Consider the following 21889-nt stretch of genomic DNA (forward strand, 5'->3'; position numbering starts at 1 on the left):
GGTAAATTCATTATATTTTATTGGGGATGGCACGTCAATAAAAGTACAGACACGGCATCACCTTGTACTTATCTTTGCTTTATTCGCTATTTTAGAAAGGCTTGTGCTGTGATATTCAATTTCCGCCAAGACCACTATCAGCTTTAATGATTTGTTCTCTCCGTGCATCAGCTATCAAATATTGTTTGTTTTCCATTTATTCATCCACCTTTATATTATTGATTGTTCGTTTTTTATTTTGAACGATTAATCAATTTTTATTTCAAACACTTTTCTGGCTCCTGTCAATGGTTATGGCGCTTCTATAATCAGCGCTGCTGCATGGAAAATGACATTAAAGAGGCTAAAACATAGACACGGGCACGATATTGCATCCTCTTCTTGTCCTGTGACAGAGAACAAAAAGACGACATTCCTTCATATATTTCCGAGTGAAATGTCGTCTTTTTTGATGAATTCTTTTTTTGAGCTTTTGAAAAGTTATTACGAAGAAACAGCCGTGCGTCTCTTTTTCTCCACCACTTCACGCTGCTTCTGCGGATTTGTATTTTGAATAAAGAATGACAGGATCAGGGCGGCAATGCTCAAGCCTGTGGCAATCATAAACGCATAGTTGATGCCATAAGTCATAGCATGGTTGGTGATGCCCGCCAAGCCTGTGCTGTCCGTCATGGATACTCCTTGCGCTGTGGCCAGCTCCTGCGTGCGGCTCTGCGTTTTCATCGTCATGACCGTTACGAGCAGAGCTGTCCCGATCGAGCCTGAAATCATGCGCAGCGTATTGCTCATTGCCGTGCCATGAGCATTCAAGTTTTGAGGAAGCTGGTTCAGCCCCGCCGTTTGGATTGGCATCATAATCATTGACATGCCGAACATGCGGGCTGTATAGATGATCATTAGCTCCATAAACGATGTGGTTTCAGTAAGCCGTGTAAACTCCCAGGTCGTGATGCTCATAATGGCTAATCCGATGACGGTCAGCCAGCGGGCTCCGATTTTATCGAAGATGGTGCCCGTAATGGGAGACATGATGCCCATCAGAATCGCTCCGGGCAGCAGCAGCAGCCCCGACTGCATGGGTGTAAAACCGCGGATGTTTTGCAGATAGAGCGGCAGCAGGATCATGCCCGCATACAGAGCCATGGTGACGATCACATTAATAATCGTGGTCAGACTGTACATGTTGTAATTAAAAATACGGAATTCCAGCATTGGCTCATCGCTTTTAAACTCACGTATAATGAATAATACCAGCGCAATGGCGCCAATGGCGAGCGTTGCAAGCACAACCGGGCTGCTCCAGCCGGCATTGGCCGCCTCACTGAAACCGTACAGCAGGCCGCCAAAGCCCAGTGTGGACAAAATGACAGCCGGAATGTCCAGCTTCGGATTGGACAATTTCGTCACGTTTTTCAGAAAAAACGCACCGATTAACGTTGCGAGCACCGCGATCGGCAGGATAATCCAGAACAGCACACGCCAATCATAATGCTCGACAATATATCCGGAAAGCGTCGGTCCAACGGCCGGGGCAAAGGTCATGGCAATACCCATCATGCCCATTGCCTGTCCCCGTTTCTCAATGGGGAAAATATTCAGAAATACAACGGTCATCAGAGGCATCGTAATACCGGCCCCGGCGGCTTGAACAAGTCTTCCGAGCAAGACAACAGTAAAGTTAGGAGCAACAGCACACAGAAGCGTTCCGATGCTAAATAAAATCATAGAGCTTAAAAAGAGCTGTCTGGTGCTGAACCGGGCAATCAGAAAAGCGGTCACCGGAATCAGCACACCGTTGACCAGCATGAAGCCTGTTGTCAGCCACTGGGCTGTCGACGGCTCGATGGCCAGATCAGCCATCATTTTCGGTAATGCGATATTGATTAACGTCTGATTCAGCAAACCTACAAATGCGCCGAGCAGCAGCGCGGCAACGATCGGCGCTTTTCGTATTTCGCCTGTGTCAGCAGTTTGGGGATTGTTCACGTTGTGTCATTCCTTTCTCTCGAAGCTTCTGTACGATTTGCTGATGGACCTGCAATGTAAAATCAAGATCCTCTTTCGGAATCTCCAATATGCTTGAAACTCGCTCCATCCAAAGTGTATCAATGCGTTCCCGGACGTCCTCTCCCTCAGCAGTCAAATTCAATGTCAGCGACCTCCGGTCGTTCATGAGACGGGCACGGGTTATATACCCTCCCTTGCACAGCCGCTCCACAACGCCGCTCATCGTACTGCTTCCCATGTTGGCCAGCTTTGCCAGCTCGGCGAGACCGATGTCCGGCCGCTCATGCAGAATGGAGAGCACGAGATACTGGACAGACGTTAACTCCAATTGCAGATCACTGTGCCAAAACACCTGGAACAGCGTCTTGTTAACCTGCCTAAATGATTGAACGATGCGGTATATCTCATGCTTATCGTCCAATGTTTAAGCCTCCTTCATTTCTAATTAGCATCATAATCATTCGTATGCGAATTGTTATGACTCCATCCATATATTTTAACCTTTCATTTATGTAATAGTCAACATAACACGCTCTTTTTTTCTGTAAATTAGCAAAAATAAAAGACAGTTTTCTGAAAATCGAAAATAAACTGTCTGATTGCATCCATTATTAAGATTCCAGAAAGTATAAACTTCCTGGTATAAGCTTCCTGGAATCGCAAGAAAAACTACCGCTAAACGCGGTCTGTCTTCTGTGAATGTACGTCGATGGACGTTTTTCTTTAGATTATAGAATTTACAAGTTTTCAGCGGAGCTGAACAATTCTATAATCGCAAGAAAAACTACCGCTAAGCGCGGTCTGGCTTCTTTGAATGTACATCGATAGACGTTTTTCTTATACTTGTCCGGCCGCTGTAATTTTACCCAATAGATAAACGAGCAGGCTCTGGTTATGAATGGAGATTCGGCCAAGCGCTGCAGACAAAAAATCATTACGAATTTGAATGCCCCGGTCTGCTTCCTCCTTGCCGCGGTCCGTGATCAGGATCCATACGATTCTGCGGTCCTCCTGATCCCTCACCCGGGTGACAAGCTCGTTCTTCTCCATTCTGTCCAGCAGCATGGTAACTGCGGCGGGTGTCGTGGCAAGGACCGGGATCAGCTGGGAGGGCTTCATACGGCCGTTCTCCTTAAGCACTTCCAGCACCGTTAGCTGGGACTCGGTCAACGAAGGCGCCAAGTGCTGTTCCATATATGCTTTATAATCTTTGGTCAACTTAAACCACAGCTTGGCAAATTCAGACGTTTGCACTCTTTCATCTCCTCTCAGAAGTCATCTGTATGCACGTCGTAAAGCAACTTATTCATGCTGTTAAATTTCGCCGTGGCGCCTTCTTTTCCTGCCCTGTTCTGCTTAAGACAACCAAAACAGGAAATTAGTCATACATACACCCAAGGGGTATGCTGCATTTCGACAGCCGTCTTTAAAAACCTTGCCTTCCTGACAGACAGAGCCCGACAATAAGCGGAAAAGCCAAATCGGAAGCCTCATAAGACTCGGCGATCCTTTATACGTTCTGAGGCGCTCCAAGAACGAAGCATTCCTACAATCGCTGTTGCCCCCAAATTTCTCAATGATTTTTTGAGCGGTAGAAATTCGGAGGCAAAGGCGAACGCTACCGCTTTTCCGGAATTGCTTCGTCCTTTCCGCTGCTTCGTGCGCGTGCCTAATTAAAAGGAATCGCCAAGCTTACGCGATTCCTAAAATAATAAGAAAGGTCGAGAACAGGTGAAACCCTCGTTCTCGACCTTTGTGATCATTAAAAAGCTTTTTATTCTTTTCATCTTCGAATCAGCAAACAAAAAAATATCCCTTGAACAGGCAAAGTGTTCAAGGCATACTACCCTGCCAAGTGCCCGGAATTGTCCTGAAGAAGCGGAGCGCTCGCCTTTGTCCCCGGATTTCTTCCGCTGCCTATTCAATCAGGAAATCCGGGGACAACAGCGATCGGAAGGACAATCCGGGTACGCCCAACCAGCGATCGGAAGGACAATCCGGGTACGCCCTACTCGACTTCCGACGAGCTCTGCGGCTCTGGACGGAGCAGCACGTCCGCGACAAGATCCTTCTTCTCCATCGTAACGAGCACTTTTCCTGTATCCTTGCGATCCATTAACGGCGCTTTCTCGGAGAGGAAGGACAGGACTTGCCCTTCGGCGGTAACGACGCTCACTTGCACTGCGTCCGTAACGTAGAAAGCGGCCACCAGCCTGGAGCCGTTCGGACGCACCCGCTTCCCTTCCTTGAATTCAAAAGTCGCGATGCCTTTGCCGCCCCGGCCCTGAGCCGGATAATCGAGCAGCAGCGATCTCTTTCCGAATCCGAGATCAGACACGACCAGAATCTCTCCTTCATCTTCCTGAACCCACAGCGCGGCGATGACTTCATCATCGTCCGCCAGTTGGATGCCACGGACACCCGCAGACACACGCCCCATCGCATTCACCTCGTTCTCACGGAAGCGAATGCTCATTCCGGCACGGGTGACCAGCAGCAGACCACGCGAATTGTCGCTCAGCGTGACCGACAGCACTTCGTCATCCGCAGCCACCCTGGCCGCGGCCACCGCGCTGGAACGCTTGGTCGCGTATTCCTTCAGTTCCGTGCGTTTGACCTGTCCTTTGCGGGTGACAAAAACAAGACTTTTACCCTCTTCTTCTATGTTCTTCACCGGAATAATGCTGACAATCCGGTCTTCCTTGGATAAAGGAATGACATTGACAATCGCCGTGCCTGGCTCTTTCCACTTGTATTCAGGGATCTGATGCACTGGCAGCAGGTAGTACTGTCCCCTCTGCGTAAAGATGAGCAGCGAATCCAGGGTGTTCACATCCAGCAGCTCTGTCACATAATCGCCTTCCCTGACACCGGAGCTGTAGCGTTCTCCTCCGGAGCGGGTAAAGGATAACAGGCTGGTCCGTTTCACATAACCCTGTTTGGACAGCGTCACGAGCACATCCTCGGAGCTGACCATAACCTCAAGGTTCACCTTGATTTCTTCAACTTCCTCCTGAATCGCGGAGCGGCGGTCGATGCCGAAACGCTCGCGGACTTCAAGCAGCTCCTTGCGAATGACATTGATCAGCTTGCGGTCGCTGTCCAGAATGGCGCGCAGCTGGGCAATTTTCTTTTGGATGTCAGCCAGCTCTTTTTCCAGAGAAGTAATCTCCAGATTGGTCAAACGGTACAGCTGCAGGGTCAGGATAGAATCCGCCTGGCGCTCGCTGAAGCCGAACATCCACTGCAAATTGTTCTGTGCATCCTGACGGTTCTTGGATGCCTTGATCGCCGCGATCACCTCATCGAGAATATTAAGCGCTTTAACGAGGCCCTCGAGCACATGAGCACGGTCCTCCGCCTTCTCCAGCTCAAATTGGGTGCGGTGGGTAACGACTTCGCGCTGATGCGCAATGTAAGCCTCTAGAATCGGTTTCAGCCCCAGCTGATGCGGCGCCTTGTTCACGATGGCCACCATATTGAAGTTGTAGGCCACCTGTAGATCCGTTTTCTTCAAAAGATAAGCCAGAATGCCTTCCGCATCGGCGTCTTTCTTCAATTCAACGACAATGCGCAGCCCTTCGCGGCCGCTTTCGTCACGAACCTCGGCGATGCCCTCCACCTTTTTCTCCAGGCGGATATTTTCCATAGCTGTCACCAGCCGGGATTTAACCACCTGATACGGAATTTCCGTAATGACAATCTGCTGCTTGCCGCCCCGCAGTGATTCAATCTCCGTCTTGGAGCGGATATAGATACGCCCTTTGCCTGTTCTGTACGCGTCCAGAATGCCGTCCCCGCCCATAATCAGGCCGCCTGTCGGGAAGTCGGGACCTTTGATAAAGGTCATGATCTCCTCCAGCTCAATGGAAGGCTTCTCCATAACGGCGATGCAGGCATCGATCACCTCACGCAGATTATGGGTCGGGATTTCAGTGGCAAAACCGGATGAAATGCCGCTGACGCCGTTGACCAGCAGATTCGGATATCTTGAAGGCAAGACGACCGGCTCCTTGGCCGTATTATCGAAATTGTCCTTGAACAGAACCGTGCGCTTCTCGATATCCCGCAGTATTTCCATCGCGATCGGTGAAAGCCTTGCTTCCGTATAACGCATCGCCGCAGCCGGATCATCATCCACAGAACCCCAGTTGCCATGACCGTCGATCAGGACATGGCCCATTTTCCAAGGCTGGGCCATGCGGACCATTCCTTCGTAAATGGACGAGTCGCCGTGCGGATGATAATTACCCATCACGTCGCCGACGGTCTTCGCCGATTTCCGGTACGGTTTATCCGGCGTGTTGCCCGAATCGTACATGGCATACAAAATGCGGCGCTGCACGGGCTTCAGACCATCGCGCACATCAGGAATGGCGCGGTCCTGAATAATATATTTGGAATATCGGCCAAAGCGGTCGCCGACAACCTCTTCCAGAAAAGCTGGCAAAAACTGTTCTGATAAGCTCATCTAAGCACCTCTTTTTAAAAATAACCGTTAATCATCTAAGTAAAAAACGCCGCCTGTAGCGTGAAAGGCGGCGGGGCAGGCTGAAAAACCGCCCGCCTTTTTTTGCAAACATGGGTTTACTCTTCATATTCGGTAAAATCCACATTTTCGACAATCCATCTTTTGCGCGGATCGACCTTGTCGCCCATCAACGTTGACACTCGGCGCTCAGCCTTGGCCGCATCCTCGATCTGCACCTGCAAAAGGATGCGCGTCTCCGGATTCATCGTCGTTTCCCAGAGCTGCTCCGGATTCATTTCGCCAAGTCCTTTGTACCGCTGCAGCTCGAAATTCCTCCCGAATTCCTTCAGGTAATTCTGCAGCTGCTCTTCGCTCCAGGCATATCTGACCGTTTCCAGCTTTCCTGATTTACGGGTGATTTTGTACAGCGGCGGCTGTGCGATATAGACCTTTCCGGCATCGATCAACGGCTTCATATAGCGGTAGAAGAACGTAAGCAGAAGCACTTGAATATGGGCGCCATCCGTATCCGCGTCCGTCATGATGATAATTTTCGAATAATTGCTGTCATCGACGGTGAATTCCGTTCCAATCCCCGCTCCGATGGCGGAAGTGATGGCACGATACTCCTCATTCTTGAGAATGTCGGCCAGCTTCGCTTTCTCGGGATTCATCGGTTTGCCCTTCAGCGGCAGAATGGCCTGAATCTTGGAATCCCGTCCCTGCTTGGCAGAGCCTCCCGCCGAGTCTCCTTCGACGATAAACAGCTCGTTGCGCGTAAAGTCCTTGGACTGCGCAGGAGTCAGCTTGCCGTTCAGGTTGGAGCTCTCGCTGCGCTTCTTGCCCGAGCGCATTTCATCCCGTGCTTTTCTTGCCGCTTCACGCGCCTTGGAGGCCTGAATCGATTTCTTGATCAAGGTTTGCGCCACCTGCGGGTTCTCCTCCAGAAAACGCTGCATGTTCTCGGCCACAATTGCATCCACGGCACTGCGCGCCGATGCGCTCCCCAGCTGATCCTTGGTCTGTCCGACAAATTCCACCTCAGACATTTTTACGCTGATGACGGCCATCATGCCTTCGCGCAGGTCGTTGCCCTCTAGATTTTTTTCCTTTTCCTTGAGCATGCCCGTACGGCGGGCGTAATCGTTCATCACTCGCGTATAGGCTGTCTTGAATCCGGTCTCATGCGTGCCGCCGCCGCGGGTCGGAATGGAGTTCACGAAGGAAGCAAGCGTCTCCGTATAACCTGCATTATACTGAATAGCCACTTCAACCTCGATCTCTTCCTTTTCACCGGTGAAATGAATCACATCGTGCAGGACGTCCTTACCCTCGTTCAGGAACGCGACAAACTGGCTGGCTCCGCCCTCATAATAAAATTCATCGCTTCTTCCATTGCGCTCATCCTTCAGGGCAACGCGGAGACCTGAGTTGAGGAAAGCAATTTCCTGCAGTCGCTCGGCGAGCGTGTCGTAATTCAGATTAATGCCGTTCTGGAAAACGCGAATATCGGGTTTGAACGTGATTTTGCTGCCGGTCTTGTTCGTATTGCCGAGCACCTCAAGCCCGGATACGGGTTCGCCGACATGCTCAACCCCTTGCTCATCCTGCCAATATTCAAAACGCTGGCGGTGAATTTTGCCCTCCCGGTAAATCTCTACCTCCAGCCACTCGGAAAGCGCGTTGGTTACGGACGCCCCTACACCGTGCAAGCCGCCCGATTTCTTATACCCGGAACCGCCGAATTTACCGCCGGCATGCAAAATCGTAAAAACAACCTGGGGGGTTGGTATCCCCATTTTGTGCATTCCCGTCGGAATGCCCCGTCCGTTGTCCAATACGGTAACTGAACCGTCCTTATGCATTGTAATGTCGATTCGGGAGCAAAATTTGGCCAGATGCTCGTCAACCGCGTTGTCTACAATTTCCCATACCAAATGATGCAGCCCCGAAGAACTGGTGCTCCCGATGTACATGCCCGGCCGTTTCCGTACCGCCACAAGCCCTTCGAGAACTTGAATGTCGTCCGCCCCGTAATCCGAAGCCTGACGGTCGTTGCCATCAGCCCCCTTGGCGAACAAGTCGATTTGGTCGACCATTCATGCTCCCCCTTTGTCTAATCATGACCTTGTTTTAACCAAAAATGCAAACAGATGTTTTCTTTATACTTTGTCCATTTTAATTCAATATATCCCGTTTCGTAAAGACGGCGAATGAAACGATCAGCGATAATAACCCCCAAACTGACAGCACAGCCAGGGAAAACGGCATTGTCATACCTTCGATCGGCGCAGGATTTCCGGCCAGATAATTCGTCAATCCGAGATTCACCATGAACAGATATTTGGCGCTCTCCCAGGAAGAAGCCATGTTGGTCAGAATGGTGCCTGCGATCAATGCCGACATCATAACCACGATGCTCGCCGCCGTGCTGCGAAGCAGGACGGAAACCATAAACGCCAGCATGGCGACAATCATGCTCACAAACCAGATCAGCCCGCACTGCAGCAGCATGTATTGCCACTGCGGGATCGCCTGTACGGCTGACATATCCACGTTTGAGCCGACAATCCGGAAGCCCGTGAATACTGGCACCCCAAAGCCGCTGTAGCCGAAGAAAAGCCCGGATATGAGATAGCTCATGGCAAAAGTGGACACCACAATGAGCGAAACAAACATAAAGAGCGACAGCAGCTTGCTTAACAGCACCTTCCACCTGCGGACAGGCCTGGTGAGCAGCATCTTGATGGTGCCTGTCGTCCGCTCTCCGGATACAAGATCCGACGCGATCGCCATAATGAGCAGCGGGATGAACAGATTGACGGAATTGTCCATAAATTCACGGGTGAAGGTGACTGCTCCCGGCTCATTGGGATTGATGTCATGCTCTAAATAATACTGCATTTGCTGAATAAAAACACTCCGGTACCTTTTCCATTCCTCAGGAACCCGGTCGCTGCCAAGCGAGTTCTGGTTGTCCGTGATCGCCTGCTGCAGCTCAAGCCGCCAGTCTCCGCCAAATTTCTCGCGGTTTCTCTCCGCGGCCTTAAGCTGGGCATAAGTAAATATCGGCACGAGGACGAGCAAAATGAGCAGAATGATGTAAAATCTTTTTCTTTTCATAATTTTGATCGTCTCGTTCTTCACGAGAGGCAGTATATTATTCAAGCACTTCACCCTCTGTCATCTTCAGGAATAGCTGCTCCAGAGTCGGATTGATGGGGCTTACACGATGCACCTCGATGCCTGACCCTGCGAGAAGGGCAACCAGTTCAGATATATGCCTTTCCTCCATTTCGGTGAATATCGCCCCTTCACCCGCGGAGGCAATGATGCTGTCATCCACCTGCTCATCGGGCCGCTCAAGCACCTTGACAAACGGCGAGCCCTGGAGAATAGCCAGACCCTGCTCACGCGGGCGCAGCTGCCAGACCGCAAGCCGCGAATGATCCGCAACCAGTTCCTTTACTTCGCCTACCGCAAGCACGGTGCCGCGGCTGATAATGGCTACCCTGTCGCACAGCAGCTGAATTTCGCTCAGCAGGTGGCTGGATACGAATACAGCCATGCCCTGCTCGGCAAGCGCCCTGATGAAAGCCCGCATTTCCTTGATGCCCTTGGGGTCCAGCCCGTTCGTCGGTTCATCAAGAATTAACAGCTTCGGCCTGCCCAGCAGTGCTTGAGCAATGCCGAGCCGCTGCCGCATGCCCAGAGAGTATGTACTGACCTTGTCGTGAATTCTGCGGTCCAACTGAACGAGATGGACGACCTCCTGGATTCGTGAAGCGTCGATACCCGGCTGCATGCGCCCAAAATGCTCCAGATTCTCCCACCCTGTGAGGTAGCTGTACATTTCCGGATTTTCAACAATGGAACCGACAAAAGTAAGCGCGCCCTCCGGATCCCGGTTCACATTGTATCCGCAGACGCTGATCGTTCCCTCCGTCGGCTTGATCAGATCCACCAGCATGCGGATGGTGGTCGTTTTGCCGGCCCCATTCGGTCCGAGGAAACCGAAAATTTCCCCTGCGTATACATCAAACGTTACATCCTGAATAATCCAGCGCCGCCCTATTTTTTTCTTTACATGCTGTACGGATAATACCGTTTCCCTGTCATGAGTGTCCATCATTCGTTAGCCTCCCCGTCCGGTGATGCTGTGCCGAAGCCCTGAATGATCCGCTCCGCGATAGCCTGATAACCCGCGCCGTTCGGGTGAAAATGGTCTGAAGAAAGGTAAGCAGCCAGGTTTTGCTCGAACAGGTCGAACGTCGGAATGACACTCATATGATCGTTTTTGTTCGTAATCTTGAGCGCCGCCTCATTCCATTCGCTAACTACGGTATTGCCGGGAACCTTCAGGTCCGGCAAATCGCTGAAAGGATTGTACAGGCCAAGATACAATATCCGCGCATCCGGATTGATGGCGTGCAGGCTGTCCAGTATCTTCTGCAGGCGCGCCGAAGCAGCCGGCAGGGTTGCCCTCAGCTTCTCCGCTGACGGGGGCTCCGAGCCGCTCTGGAGAGCCTGTCCGCCCGCAAACAGATCATTGCCTCCGATGGATAGCATGATCACATTGGCTTCCTTGAGAACATATTGCACGCCGGGCTCATCAAGTCTTGCCATAAGAGCGTCTGTCGTGAGCCCGTTAATCCCAAGATTATTAATCAGCTTGGCATCCATCCCGCTTTTATCCAACAGATCGACTGCTCTTCGAGCGAATCCGCTTCCCGAGTCGTCCCCCGTTCCTCTGGCAAGTGAATCCCCGATCGCGACGGCTCTGATCTCAGTCCCGGCCGCAGGAGATGGGGCATGTCCGCTTTCCGGCGCCTCAGCTGGCGGAGACACTGGCGCTGACGAAAGATTCCCGGCAACAGCAGCTACAAAACCGTATATAAGCAGCAAAGTGGCTGCAATGGACAGAGTGCTTGTGATTCTCCAGATCCAGCTCGTTGAGTTCAACTTGCATACCTCCCGAATGCCCTAATCTACCTAAAGATAAAGCTTCTTTTTGCGATTTGCAAATTTCCCCTTTGCCGCGGCTCCGGAAAGCGAACTATTGTTGTAGAAAACACAAAAAAGCAGATCAGGAATTTCAGTATTCCCGATCTGCTTTTTCCTATTTCATTTATTTGCCGATAAATTCCTGTATCCAGTAACCATTATAGTAGCCTACACCGATCATTGTGAAGTTCGGGTTCAGAATATTTTCGCGATGGCCCTGGCTGTTCATCCAGTCTTTCATAACTTCCTGAGGTGTTTGCTGCCCCATGGCAATATTCTCGCCGGCATAAGAATAGGAAATGCCGAATTTCTTCATCATATCAAATGGCGAACCGTAGGTTGGCGAGTTATGATCAAAGTAGTTGTTCTTGCTCATATCCTTCGCTTTTTCCAGCGCCATGTTGGACAGGTTCGTATGGTTGGTCAACGGCTTCAAACCGGCTTTGCTGCGTTCCTTGTTTACAAGAGTGATGACCTGTGCCGTAAACTGCGACTTGTCTGTTGCTGTCTTGGAAGTTGTATTACCTGTGTTATTATTGGTTGTAGTGCCATTGTTATTAGTTGTAGTCCCTGGTTTGGACACCGGTTGTGTCGGAGCGGCTGGCTTGGATGCGGTTTGTCCGCTTTGTGGCCAGTTTACTGTAGATCCGTCATAACCGTTATTGTTAAGCCATTGCTGAATATAGGAAGATAAGTCCGTTGAAGTCGTTGGCGCAGGTGCCGCTGATGCTGGCAATACCAATGCTGCGGACAACGCTGCTGTCAGGGTACCTGTTGTCAAAATCTTTTTCCAAGTATGTTTCAATGCTCTCATCTCCCGATTTATAAATTTACAAAAAGGTTACAAACTTGTCATCAACATAATGCCAGTATAACATGATTCGACACGAGGTTCCTATCCCAAATTTCTGGAAATCGCCCTGTTAAATTACAGAAAAAAAGCCACGGCAGGACCGCGGCCTTGTTGCTTTTTTAGTTGGGCCTTACTTTTTGGTTGCATATTTTCTCATATCGATGGCGATGGCAGCCACGATGATGAGACCCTTGATAATCAGCTGCCAGTAAGGACTGACCCCGATAAATGTCAAACCATAGTTGATAATGGTGAAAATGAATACCCCTACGAGCACACCCGGCACGGTTCCGATCCCTCCGGAAGTGGATACCCCGCCCACGACGCAAGCCGCGATAGCGTCAAGCTCATACATATTGCCGTAGTTGTTCGTTGCGCCGCCTGTACGTGCAGCTTCCAACACCCCTGCCAGACCGTACAGTGCGCCGGCAATCGCATAAATCCAGATGAGGTTTTTGGAAACATTGATACCGGATACTTTTGCAGCCTGAATATTTCCTCCGATAGCGTACATGTTTTTGCCAAGCTTCGTTTTGTTAAACACGACCCACACGATGACGGACACGACAATGGCAATAATGACGATGTAAGGGATCGAATACTGCCCGGTGCCGATGAATCCGGAGCCGATGGTCGTAAAATCAGGACGCAGACCGCCGATAGGCTGGGATACGTTCGGTTCCATATCGAAATACAGGGAGTTCAAGCCGTATACAGCAACCATCGTACCGAGTGTAGCGATAAACGGCGGTACGTTCAGCTTGGCGACAACCCAGCCGTTGATCATGCCGCACACGAGGCCGATAATAACAGCCAGCGCAATCGGAATGATAACGTTCAGTTCCGGCATATCCGGGAAGAAGCGGCGCGGATAATCGGATACCTGCAGCATGGAAGCCGAGATGACGGCGGATAAACCAACAATCCGTCCGGCTGACAGGTCCGTTCCGGCTGTAATCAGAACGAAGGCCATACCAAGTGCGATGATGATACGGGTTGATGACTGAATGAGCACGTCACGCAGCGTATTTACGGCCAGAAAGTTCGGATCATAAACGGCAATGCCGATAATAAGCACAAGAAGCACGATATAAATAGCGTTTTGGGACAAAAATCCCTTCATTTTTACAGTATTCATAATGACAGTTTCCCCCTCTGATTCTCCCTAGTGCTGGGCAGCCAGCTTCATAATCTCTTCTTCTGTGGCCAGTTCGCCTTCCAGAACCCCTGTGAGGCGCCCTTCCGACATCACTATAATCCGATCGGACATGCCCAACAGCTCCGGCATTTCAGAGGAGATCATGATAATGCTCTTCCCTTGCTTCGCCAAATCGGAAATAATGCTGTAAATTTCAAATTTGGCCCCGACGTCGATCCCGCGTGTCGGCTCATCCAATAACAGAATGTCAGGCTCCGTCAGCAGCCAGCGTGCAAGCAGCACCTTTTGCTGGTTGCCGCCGGACAGGTTCATGATGAGCGCCTTCGTATTCGGTGTCTTGGTGCGCAGCTTCTCGACCATTTTGTCCGATTCGCTCCGCTTCCGCTTCTCGTCCAGCAGCAGGTACGGCGTCTGGTAGCGCCCCAGGTTGGCAATCGCTGCGTTCTCATGCACCGGCAGTACGGGGAAGATGCCCGTTACGCGCCGTTCCTCAGTCAGGAGCGCCATGCCCAGCTTTTTGGCATCCTCCGGTGATTTGATTTTGACAGCCTTGCCGTTTAATTCGATCGTTCCGGATTCGATGGCCCGCAAGCCGAACAGTGCCTCAATGACTTCCGTGCGTTGAGCACCGACCAGTCCCCCAATCCCCAGCACCTCACCCTTGCGCAGCTCAAAGCTGACATCCTTGAACGACTTCGGCAGCGGCGATGTCAAATTTTTCACACGCAGCACCACTTCACCCGGCACATTCTCACGTTCCGGGAAACGAGAGGTCAGATCACGGCCGACCATGCGCGAAATGATCAAATCAGTGGTCAATTCGGATGCAGGCCATGTGCCTATTTTTTTGCCGTCACGCATAATGGTGACATCGTCGGAAATTTGCAAAATTTCTTCCATTTTGTGCGAAATATATATGATTGCCACACCCTGTTTTTGCAGGTCGCGAATGATGCGGAACAGGTGCTCCACTTCAACGCCCGTCAGGGAAGAGGTCGGTTCATCCATCACGATAATTTTGGAATGGAAGGATACCGCCTTGGCGATTTCGATCGATTGGATTTTGGATACGGACAGCTTGCCGACAAGGGTGTCAGGCTCTAGATCGATATCAAGCTGACGAAACAGCGCTTCCGTATCAGCTTTCATTTTTTTGTGGTCAACAAACTGCAAGGGGCCAATGCCCTTTGTCGGAAAACGTCCCAGCCAGATGTTCTCCATCACATCCCGGTGCGGCACCGGATGAAGCTCCTGATGAATCATGGAAATTCCATGTTTCAGCGCATCACTCGAATTGTTGATTTCCGTTTTCACGCCATTCAGCAAAATTTCTCCACCGTCAGGCCTGTAAATGCCGAAAAGGCATTTCATCAGTGTCGATTTGCCGGCTCCATTCTCACCCATCAGGGCATGAACCGTGCCCGGTCTTACCTTCAGGGTCAGACCGTCCAGCGCCTTGACGCCGGGAAATTCCTTCATAATGTCGTTCATTTCCAAAACATACTCATGTTGAGCCATCTGTTACGCCCCCTGCGTATTTGTCTTTAATGGAGAGGCACAGCACTCCTCATTCCTATCCGGATACAAGCGGAGCGGGTGGAAGACCACCCGCCCTGAGCTCCATCCATGCGGTTGTTACTCAACGGATGCGTCGGCAATGTTGTCCTTGGTGATTTTCTTATAGGAAATCCATACATACTGATTGTCTGTAATGTCGAAGCCGACACTGTCTTTGCTAGGCGTTTCACCTTTGGCAAGCACTTCGCTTAGATTCACTGCCGCTTTGCCCTGGCTGCTGGCATCATTCAGTACGGTTCCGAGCAGTGTTCCGTCCTTCAAGGCTTGCAGGGCAGGCTCTGTTGCGTCAACGCCGACAACAGGCATGTATTTGTCACCTTTGAAGTAGCCTGCAGCTTTAAGTGCTTCTACCGCGCCCAGAGCCATATCGTCATTGTTGGCCAGCACCGCTTCGATTTTGTCGCCGTGAGCGCCAAGGAAAGCTGCCATTTTTTCTTGACCTTTTACGCGGTCCCACATGGCTGTGTCTTCTGCTAGTTTCTCAACCTTGATGCCTGCATCCTCAATCGCTTTCACAGAGTACTGAGTGCGCAGCTCGGCATCCTGGTGGCCAGGCTCGCCTTTCAGCATGACATACTGGAGAACGCCGTCCCCGTTTTTGTCCGCTTCAGGATTGTTTTTGAAATAATCCGCAATCAGCTGGCCTTCCATCGTTCCGGATTCTTCGGCTTTGGCGCCGACATAATAAACTTTATCCCACTTCTTCATATCCTCCGGCAGCGGCTCACGGTTCAGGAATACTACAGGGATGTCTGCGGTTTTTGCTTTGTCGATAATGACACCGGCTGCCGTACGGTCCACCGGATTCACGATCAAAGCGTTTTTCTTCTTCGTGATGAACAGATCGACCTTATCGTTTTGCGTCGGCTGGGAGTTTTGGCTGTCCACGATATCCACGGCCACTTTGCCTGACGCATTTTTCTCGATGGCGCTGCGGACACCGGACATGAATGTATCATCAAATTTGTAGATCGCTGCCCCCACTTGCGGAAGATCACCGCCTCCTCCGCTGCCTGAGCCGGATTTGCTTCCGGAAGAACAGCCTGCCAGCGCTCCGCTGACCAAGGCACCTGCAAGGAGTACAAAAGTAACTTTTTTCATCTAATATTAGACCTCCTGGGGCGGCTCTATCAGCCGCTTTCTCTTTTGTTCACGCTTTCATTATCCTTGAAAAAGGGATGCAGTGTAATGCAAAATCCTCATCAAAAATATCAAAATCCTCATCAATGTATGAGGATTTTCATGGGCAAATAGTCCTTCCTCTAAGTGGGCGGCTTGAATACTGTATTGAGCTGTGTGCTACGTTTGCAGGTTGAGAGGCGCTCCGCGAACGAATGATTCCTCCGATCGCTGTTGCCCCCGAATTTCCTTATGTTTTTTTAGTGGAAATCCCTTACTCAAACCACAAAAAAAGAACAGGAGCAAACTGTCTCCTGTTCTTGACTTTTTACGTATAAAAAGCAGGGATAGGCCCTCCTATCGAGGATCACACTGACTTCATGTTCTTATTTCAAAACGCTGTACTTCTTAGTAGTGGATCGAACAAGTTCTTCTTCGCCCCATAAAATAACTCCTACAACTTTCGTTTCTTCCGTTTGCTTTGCCGAAATCTCCTCCGCATACTGTTCGAAAGCATTATTCAGTAGCTGCCCGTTTTTTGAAAATACAGCATGACTCAGCCCGGAATTATCGGCAGGCAGAGTTTGGAGCAAATTAAGAAGCTGATTCTCGCCTGCTTTTAAAATGACTGTACTGTATTTAATACCTGCGTGTCTTATGCCACTCTTATCAAAGACCGGAGCTTCGGCATAAATCGTCGGGTCCATCAGTGCAGCTTGTCCCATCAGTAACGCGGCTGCATTTGCAGCGGCTCCCATTTCAAGATTTTTGTCTAAAATAATGGTCACTCTTTTCATAACCAAACCAGACTCCTTGCGCATGATTTGTACTAAGGTTACTCCATAAAATGTTATCTGACAAACGGGAACAGCTGCTTCTGATTTTCCGGCCACATCATATTGTTTAAATCGATCAGCTTCGTGCCCGTGTCCGTCCGGTCCGGCACGTCCAGTCCCTGGATATATTCCACCGCCTGCTTTACTGCGAGATAGCCATTGCTGAACGGATTTTGAATGACCGTAGCCTGCACGGTGCCCTCCTGCAGCATTTCCATCACCGCAGGCGGGCTGTCGAACGTTACAATCTTGACCTTCGATACGAGGCCAGCCTCGCGGACCGCCCGACCGACGCCCAGTCCCGCCTCGCCGCTGAGGCCCACGATGGCATCCATCTCCGGGTGACTCTTCAGCATTGCGGCAGCCTGCCGATAAGCCTGCTCCTGGTCAGAGCCGCAATATGCCGTCTCCACAATTGAGATTCCGGGATAACGCGCTAAATAATCCATCAGCCCCTCGATCCTTTGGTCCGCATTACGCGCTCCTTTTACAAAATTGACGATCCCGATATCCGCTTCCGGTCCGGTAAGTGTGGTCAGCCGCTCGGCCGCCAGCTGTCCGGATGCATAATTGTTTGCTCCGACAAAGGCGACAGGACGGGCAGACGCTACCTCGGAATCCATGCCGATAACCGGTATGCCGATAGCCTGATCCGTTGCCTGGGCCAGAGCCATATAATCGCTTGCCGCGAGAATAATAGCGTCGCGGTCCGCCTTGATGGAGGCTTCCATTAATTTGATTTGCCCCTCTATATCCGTCTCACTGTCAGGGCCGAGAAAATTCAGCGTTACATTAAACTCCTTGGCGGCAACCTCCGCCCCCAATTTGACGGTATTCCAATATTCGCTGTCCTTCTTTTTAACGATCATATCGATCTGCAGCGGCACATTGCCAACTGTCGGCTCCGCGTTCTGCTCCCCGCAGCCGGACAGCAGCCCGGTGAACAGGCAAAGGCTAATCAGCGCATTCCATTTAATACGTCTCATGCTCCCCCCCTCCCCGATGCGCCATCCTCAAGCGGCAGGGCTGGTATCCTGATCGTGACCGTCGTCCCTTCTTCCAGCTCGCTTTCAAAATGAAGTCCATACCCGTCTCCGTAATAGAGCTTGATCCGCTTATGCACATTGGCAACCCCTACACCGGAGCCTTTTTCGGATCTGTGTTCCCCGGTCAGAATTCGTTCCAGCGTCTCCTCTCTCATACCCAGTCCGTTGTCGGAGACGGTGATCAGGATATCCCCGCCGTCAGCCCGTGTGCTGATCCGGATCAAGCCCTTGTCCGCCATCTCTTCTATACCGTGCACGATAGCGTTCTCAACGATAGGCTGCAGAATGAGCTTCAGACACTGGAAGTGCCGCAGTCCTTCATCCGCTTCAATGACATAATCAAAACGTTCCTTGTAGCGTACCTTCTGAATGATCAGATAATGGCGCACATGCTCCAGCTCATCCCCGAGCGAAATAACCTGCTTGCCCTTGCTGAGACTGATGCGAAAGAACTTGGATAATGAGGTGATCGCTTTGACCACTTCGTCATTTTGCCCTCTCTCCGCCAGACGGATCACCGTGTTCAGGGTGTTGTATAGAAAATGCGGATTGATCTGTGCCTGCAGCACGTCAAGCTCGCTCTTGCGCTTCGCCTCCTGCTCACGGATGCTTTGCTCCATCAGCTCGCGGATGCGGGTCAGCATCCTGTTGAAGCTGCCGGACAGTTGCTCGATTTCGTCCGCTCCCCGCACCTGAATAGGCGTATACAAATCTCCCTTTTCCACTTTGCGCACCGCTTTTTCCAGCCGCTGTATCGGCTTGGATATGCTTGCCGAAACGAGCACGGATAAAATAAGCACCACAATGAGGACCTCCGCCAGAAACCAGACAATAAAACTGTTCAGCTCCTGTTTGGTCGTCAATATTTCCTCAGGAAAAGCGACGCCGACAATTTTCCAGCCGATCGGATTGACCGTCTTGACGGTAATGAGCCGTTCTTCCCCTGTGGAATGATCGATATATTTGCCGTAGGAGTAGCTCAGGACGGGCTCGATATTCTCATATTTTAAACCGGCGTAAATCAGCTGCTGCTGCGGATGGTATACGATATTGCCCTGTGAATCGATAATGTACACGTAGCCCCGCTTGCCCAGACTGACCCTTTTCGAAAGCTCGTCGATCGTCCTGAAATTAACGTCCACCAGCAAAATGCCTTTCTTGACTTCTCCTCCCTGGCGGTAAGCAACCTGTCCGCTCATGGAGACAACCCATTTGTACTGCCCCGGAAACAGATTCTGGATGTGGGGAGGAGAGAAGGCCACTCCCCGCTCCCCCCGCAGCGCGCTCTCGAACCAGCTTTGCGAGATCAGATTCGTGTTCCGTTGCAGCTTCCGGTCCGGCATGTCCAGCACCATGTCTCCCCCGGGGGTGAAAAGCGCAAAAGAAACAACATCCTGTCTCGTTCCGAGCACGGCCGACAGCTGCTCATGCAGCTTGCTGTCCGAGATATCCTCCGCCGCGGCGATCCTTTCGCCGGCCACCTCATAGAGGCCCATCATACCCTCCACATAAATTTCCAGATTGTAGCTGACCTGTCCGATAATCTGCTGAATATTAAGAAAGGCGTTCTCCTCCGCCGTGTTCGAAAATTTGTTGTACAGCAAACCGCTGACAACCAAAACGATAAAGACGGTCAGCAATGTAAAGGACAAACCGATTAAAAAACGGATGCTTCTCCACGGCAATGTCCCAATCATCGTGCGGAGACGGTCAAGCAGTCCTGCCAAAGGTGTTATTTTCATGCTGTCGGTTCAGCCTCCCCGGGAGCTGTTGCGATATTCTTTAGGTGTCATGTTGAACGTTTTCCGGAAGCAATAGCTGAAATAGTTGGAGTCCGAAAACCCGGTTTTCTCTGCAATTTCAAACGCCTTCAGATCCGTGGCGCGCAGCAGTTCCTTGGCCTCCTCCATACGCAGCTGCATCAAGTAGCCGACAAAGGTCGTCTTCATCTCTTTTTTGAAAATACTGCTGAAGTAACCGGCACTGATGTGAAGGTGGCTGCATACTTTCGCGATGGACAGGTCGCTGTCGTGAAAATGTTCTCGCATAAACGCCTTCGCTTCCTCCACAAGCTTGCTATACCCCGTTTCGCGGTGGCTGGAGATCAGACGGATCAGCGTAGTGCAGGCATATGTAAACCACTGCTTCACCTCGGGCAAATTGTTCAGCCGGTATACCTCTGCCACCGGATTGGAAGCCGCGCCGAACACGGACTCGATCCCGATTCCGGCCTCACGTGTCACTTTGAGGATTACCGTCAAAATTTCCAAAAGGTATACCTGGTAGTCCTGCACAGATACTGCGGCAGGCTCCAGATCAGTAAACAGGCTGTCCATCAGCTCTGCCAGCTCAGCCGCGGTGCCCACCTTCAAGGTACGGATGAGTGCTTGCTCCTTCAGATCGTCAAAACGAAGCAGCTCGGCTCTGCCTGACTCCACATCATCAATCAAAATTATGCGGTTGTTGCCAAGCACAAATCTGTAGTTCAATGCTCCACAGGCGCTTTCATAGGAGATATAGGTGTTTTCCGCTTCCCTGGACTCGGTCCCGGCTCCGATCGTCACGGTAAGCTTTAAATATTTCTCCACACTCACCCGGATTTCATCCAGTCCGTTCAGGACATGGCGGGTAAATTGCTCGCTCTCTTCGCCACGGCGGACAGACAGCAGCACGATTTGATCCTGATGCATGAACACAAGGCCGCTGCCGCGCCTGCTTACGATTTCCTCCGCGATATTCAGCACCGCAAACAGCTGCAGCTGCCGGTTGTCAGAGCTGCGCAGTGAAATACTGTCATTGCTGTCATCAGCCCCGGACCAGTGCTGCCCATGGAGCCGGTCAATGGAAATCACTGCCGCCATATAACCTTCTCCGGACAAGTCCAGATCGTACAGCCGCGATTTCTCTGTTATTTCAGCCTGCGGCAGACGTCTTGAAACGAGCGAAATCAGAAAAAGCTCGCGCAGCAGCGGCAAGCTCCGTTTGTAATGATCCTGAAGCACCAGCAGATTTTCTTTTTCCGCAATTTCGCTTTCGATGCGGCTTTTCACCTTTAGCAGCACATCCACCAGCTCACCGGCCGAGAACGGCTTGAGCACATATTCATCAATATGCAGCTTGATGGCCCGCTGGGCGTATTCGAATTCGTCGAAACCTGTCAAAATAATGATTTTGGCTGTCGGCGCGTGAAGCCTCACCCATTCCGCCAGTTGCAGACCGTCCATAAATGGCATCTGAATATCGGTGACGATGACGTCAGGCTGATGCCTCTCCACAAGCTCGCAAGCCTCTCTGCCGTTCTCGGCCGTGGCTATGACTTCAAAGCCGTGTCCCTGCCAATCAATTTGCTCCAGCAGCCCCTCACGGACGTCCTGCTCATCATCTACCAGAATAAGTTTATACATTGCATCATCCCTCAAATCCTCAAACTTTGCATCAAGAGGTTGTTCAAAAAGTCATCTTTTGATCACGAAGTAAATCAGGAAGCGGACTCGACATTGAATCTTGAATTCAGCCGGGCCTAAGCAGATGCTTCCGAAGCATGTTTCCTGCGGAAACATTTCAGGTGCTCACGTACCCCACGTACGCTCCGCTCCTCAGTCCCTGGCTTCATCCAACTCAAGCGTTTTGAAAAAACGCACTTCGGAAGCATACGCTTCGGTGCTGAAAACCTGACTTTTTGAACTCGCACTGAAAGTGAATGTCCTTGAACCGCTGTTTCGTGAAAGCGTTTCCCAAAAATCACTTAGGTATTGTATTATATCCTGTGCAGGAAGTAAATAGAGTAGAAATTTCAGCAGAAAAAAAGAACCGGCC

Annotated in this window: 16 protein-coding genes; all 16 read right to left on the reverse strand. The window is 50.9% G+C overall.

Annotated features, from left to right (window positions below; genetic code table 11):
* Positions 1-483: 483 nt before the first annotated feature.
* The 16 genes from ACI1P2_RS19835 to ACI1P2_RS19910 all read right to left on the reverse strand — a co-directional run bounded on the left by ACI1P2_RS19835 (position 484) and on the right by ACI1P2_RS19910 (position 21477).
* Positions 484-1986, reverse strand: a complete 1503-nt coding sequence (locus ACI1P2_RS19835; protein ID WP_355321841.1) for a DHA2 family efflux MFS transporter permease subunit — start codon at positions 1984-1986, stop codon at positions 484-486.
* A complete protein-coding gene (locus tag ACI1P2_RS19840; protein WP_355321843.1) occupies positions 1964-2428 on the reverse strand; it encodes a MarR family winged helix-turn-helix transcriptional regulator in 465 nt (154 codons plus the stop codon). The genes ACI1P2_RS19835 and ACI1P2_RS19840 overlap by 23 nt, the downstream gene beginning before the upstream one ends.
* 416 nt (positions 2429-2844) lie before the next feature.
* Complete coding sequence (locus tag ACI1P2_RS19845; RefSeq protein WP_355321845.1) at positions 2845-3261, reverse strand: MarR family winged helix-turn-helix transcriptional regulator; 417 nt, start codon at positions 3259-3261, stop codon at positions 2845-2847.
* 754 nt (positions 3262-4015) lie between these two features.
* Positions 4016-6478 carry a DNA gyrase subunit A gene (gene gyrA, locus ACI1P2_RS19850; protein WP_355321847.1) on the reverse strand — a complete coding sequence of 821 codons (2463 nt, stop codon included), beginning with the start codon at positions 6476-6478 and terminating at the stop codon, positions 4016-4018.
* A gap of 116 nt (positions 6479-6594) precedes the next feature.
* A complete protein-coding gene (gene parE, locus ACI1P2_RS19855) occupies positions 6595-8577 on the reverse strand; it encodes a DNA topoisomerase IV subunit B (protein WP_355321849.1) in 1983 nt (660 codons plus the stop codon).
* 79 nt (positions 8578-8656) lie between these two features.
* Positions 8657-9646 carry an ABC transporter permease gene (locus ACI1P2_RS19860; RefSeq protein WP_355321851.1) on the reverse strand — a complete coding sequence of 330 codons (990 nt, stop codon included), beginning with the start codon at positions 9644-9646 and terminating at the stop codon, positions 8657-8659.
* On the reverse strand, positions 9639-10607 hold the full coding sequence (locus ACI1P2_RS19865; RefSeq protein WP_355321890.1) for an ABC transporter ATP-binding protein: 969 nt from the start codon (positions 10605-10607) through the stop codon (positions 9639-9641). Before ACI1P2_RS19865 ends, ACI1P2_RS19860 begins: the two co-directional genes overlap by 8 nt.
* The gene (locus ACI1P2_RS19870) at positions 10607-11440 is read right to left on the reverse strand and encodes a GDSL-type esterase/lipase family protein (RefSeq protein WP_355321854.1); all 834 of its coding nucleotides are present in this window, start codon (positions 11438-11440) and stop codon (positions 10607-10609) included. The genes ACI1P2_RS19865 and ACI1P2_RS19870 overlap by 1 nt, the downstream gene beginning before the upstream one ends.
* A gap of 166 nt (positions 11441-11606) precedes the next feature.
* Positions 11607-12287, reverse strand: coding sequence for a CAP domain-containing protein (locus ACI1P2_RS19875; RefSeq protein WP_355321856.1), 681 nt, complete (start codon positions 12285-12287; stop codon positions 11607-11609).
* Between the two features lie 178 nt (positions 12288-12465).
* Positions 12466-13473 (reverse strand): galactose/methyl galactoside ABC transporter permease MglC, encoded by a 1008-nt coding sequence (gene mglC / locus ACI1P2_RS19880; RefSeq protein WP_355321858.1) that lies wholly within the window; start codon positions 13471-13473, stop codon positions 12466-12468.
* Between the two features lie 27 nt (positions 13474-13500).
* Positions 13501-15012: a sugar ABC transporter ATP-binding protein gene (locus ACI1P2_RS19885; RefSeq protein WP_355321860.1), complete on the reverse strand. Its 1512-nt coding sequence runs from the start codon at positions 15010-15012 to the stop codon at positions 13501-13503.
* A 117-nt stretch (positions 15013-15129) separates the two neighbouring features.
* A complete protein-coding gene (locus ACI1P2_RS19890) occupies positions 15130-16173 on the reverse strand; it encodes a galactose ABC transporter substrate-binding protein (protein WP_355321862.1) in 1044 nt (347 codons plus the stop codon).
* A 404-nt stretch (positions 16174-16577) separates the two neighbouring features.
* Positions 16578-17084 carry a DUF2000 family protein gene (locus tag ACI1P2_RS19895; protein WP_355321864.1) on the reverse strand — a complete coding sequence of 169 codons (507 nt, stop codon included), beginning with the start codon at positions 17082-17084 and terminating at the stop codon, positions 16578-16580.
* Entirely contained in the window at positions 17042-18013 is a 972-nt protein-coding gene (locus ACI1P2_RS19900) for a substrate-binding domain-containing protein (protein ID WP_355321866.1), read from the reverse strand. Before ACI1P2_RS19900 ends, ACI1P2_RS19895 begins: the two co-directional genes overlap by 43 nt.
* The gene (locus ACI1P2_RS19905; RefSeq protein ID WP_355321868.1) at positions 18010-19815 is read right to left on the reverse strand and encodes a sensor histidine kinase; all 1806 of its coding nucleotides are present in this window, start codon (positions 19813-19815) and stop codon (positions 18010-18012) included. Before ACI1P2_RS19905 ends, ACI1P2_RS19900 begins: the two co-directional genes overlap by 4 nt.
* A 9-nt stretch (positions 19816-19824) precedes the next feature.
* Positions 19825-21477, reverse strand: coding sequence for a response regulator transcription factor (locus tag ACI1P2_RS19910; RefSeq protein WP_355321870.1), 1653 nt, complete (start codon positions 21475-21477; stop codon positions 19825-19827).
* Between the last annotated feature and the right edge of the window lie 412 nt (positions 21478-21889).

The sequence above is a fragment of the Paenibacillus jiangxiensis genome (assembly GCF_046098255.1).
GTDB classification, from domain to species: domain Bacteria; phylum Bacillota; class Bacilli; order Paenibacillales; family Paenibacillaceae; genus Paenibacillus; species Paenibacillus jiagnxiensis.

Excerpts from the sequence above, each read along its gene's own strand:
- gyrA (WP_355321847.1), bottom strand. The coding sequence starts at position 6,478 with ATGAGCTTATCAGAACAGTTTTTGCCAGCTTTTCTGGAAGAGGTTGTC.
- parE (WP_355321849.1), bottom strand. The coding sequence starts at position 8,577 with ATGGTCGACCAAATCGACTTGTTCGCCAAGGGGGCTGATGGCAACGAC.
- ACI1P2_RS19865 (WP_355321890.1), bottom strand. The coding sequence starts at position 10,607 with ATGGACACTCATGACAGGGAAACGGTATTATCCGTACAGCATGTAAAG.
- mglC (WP_355321858.1), bottom strand. The coding sequence starts at position 13,473 with ATGAATACTGTAAAAATGAAGGGATTTTTGTCCCAAAACGCTATTTAT.
- ACI1P2_RS19885 (WP_355321860.1), bottom strand. The coding sequence starts at position 15,012 with ATGGCTCAACATGAGTATGTTTTGGAAATGAACGACATTATGAAGGAA.
- ACI1P2_RS19890 (WP_355321862.1), bottom strand. The coding sequence starts at position 16,173 with ATGAAAAAAGTTACTTTTGTACTCCTTGCAGGTGCCTTGGTCAGCGGA.
- ACI1P2_RS19900 (WP_355321866.1), bottom strand. The coding sequence starts at position 18,013 with ATGAGACGTATTAAATGGAATGCGCTGATTAGCCTTTGCCTGTTCACC.
- ACI1P2_RS19905 (WP_355321868.1), bottom strand. The coding sequence starts at position 19,815 with ATGAAAATAACACCTTTGGCAGGACTGCTTGACCGTCTCCGCACGATG.
- ACI1P2_RS19910 (WP_355321870.1), bottom strand. The coding sequence starts at position 21,477 with ATGTATAAACTTATTCTGGTAGATGATGAGCAGGACGTCCGTGAGGGG.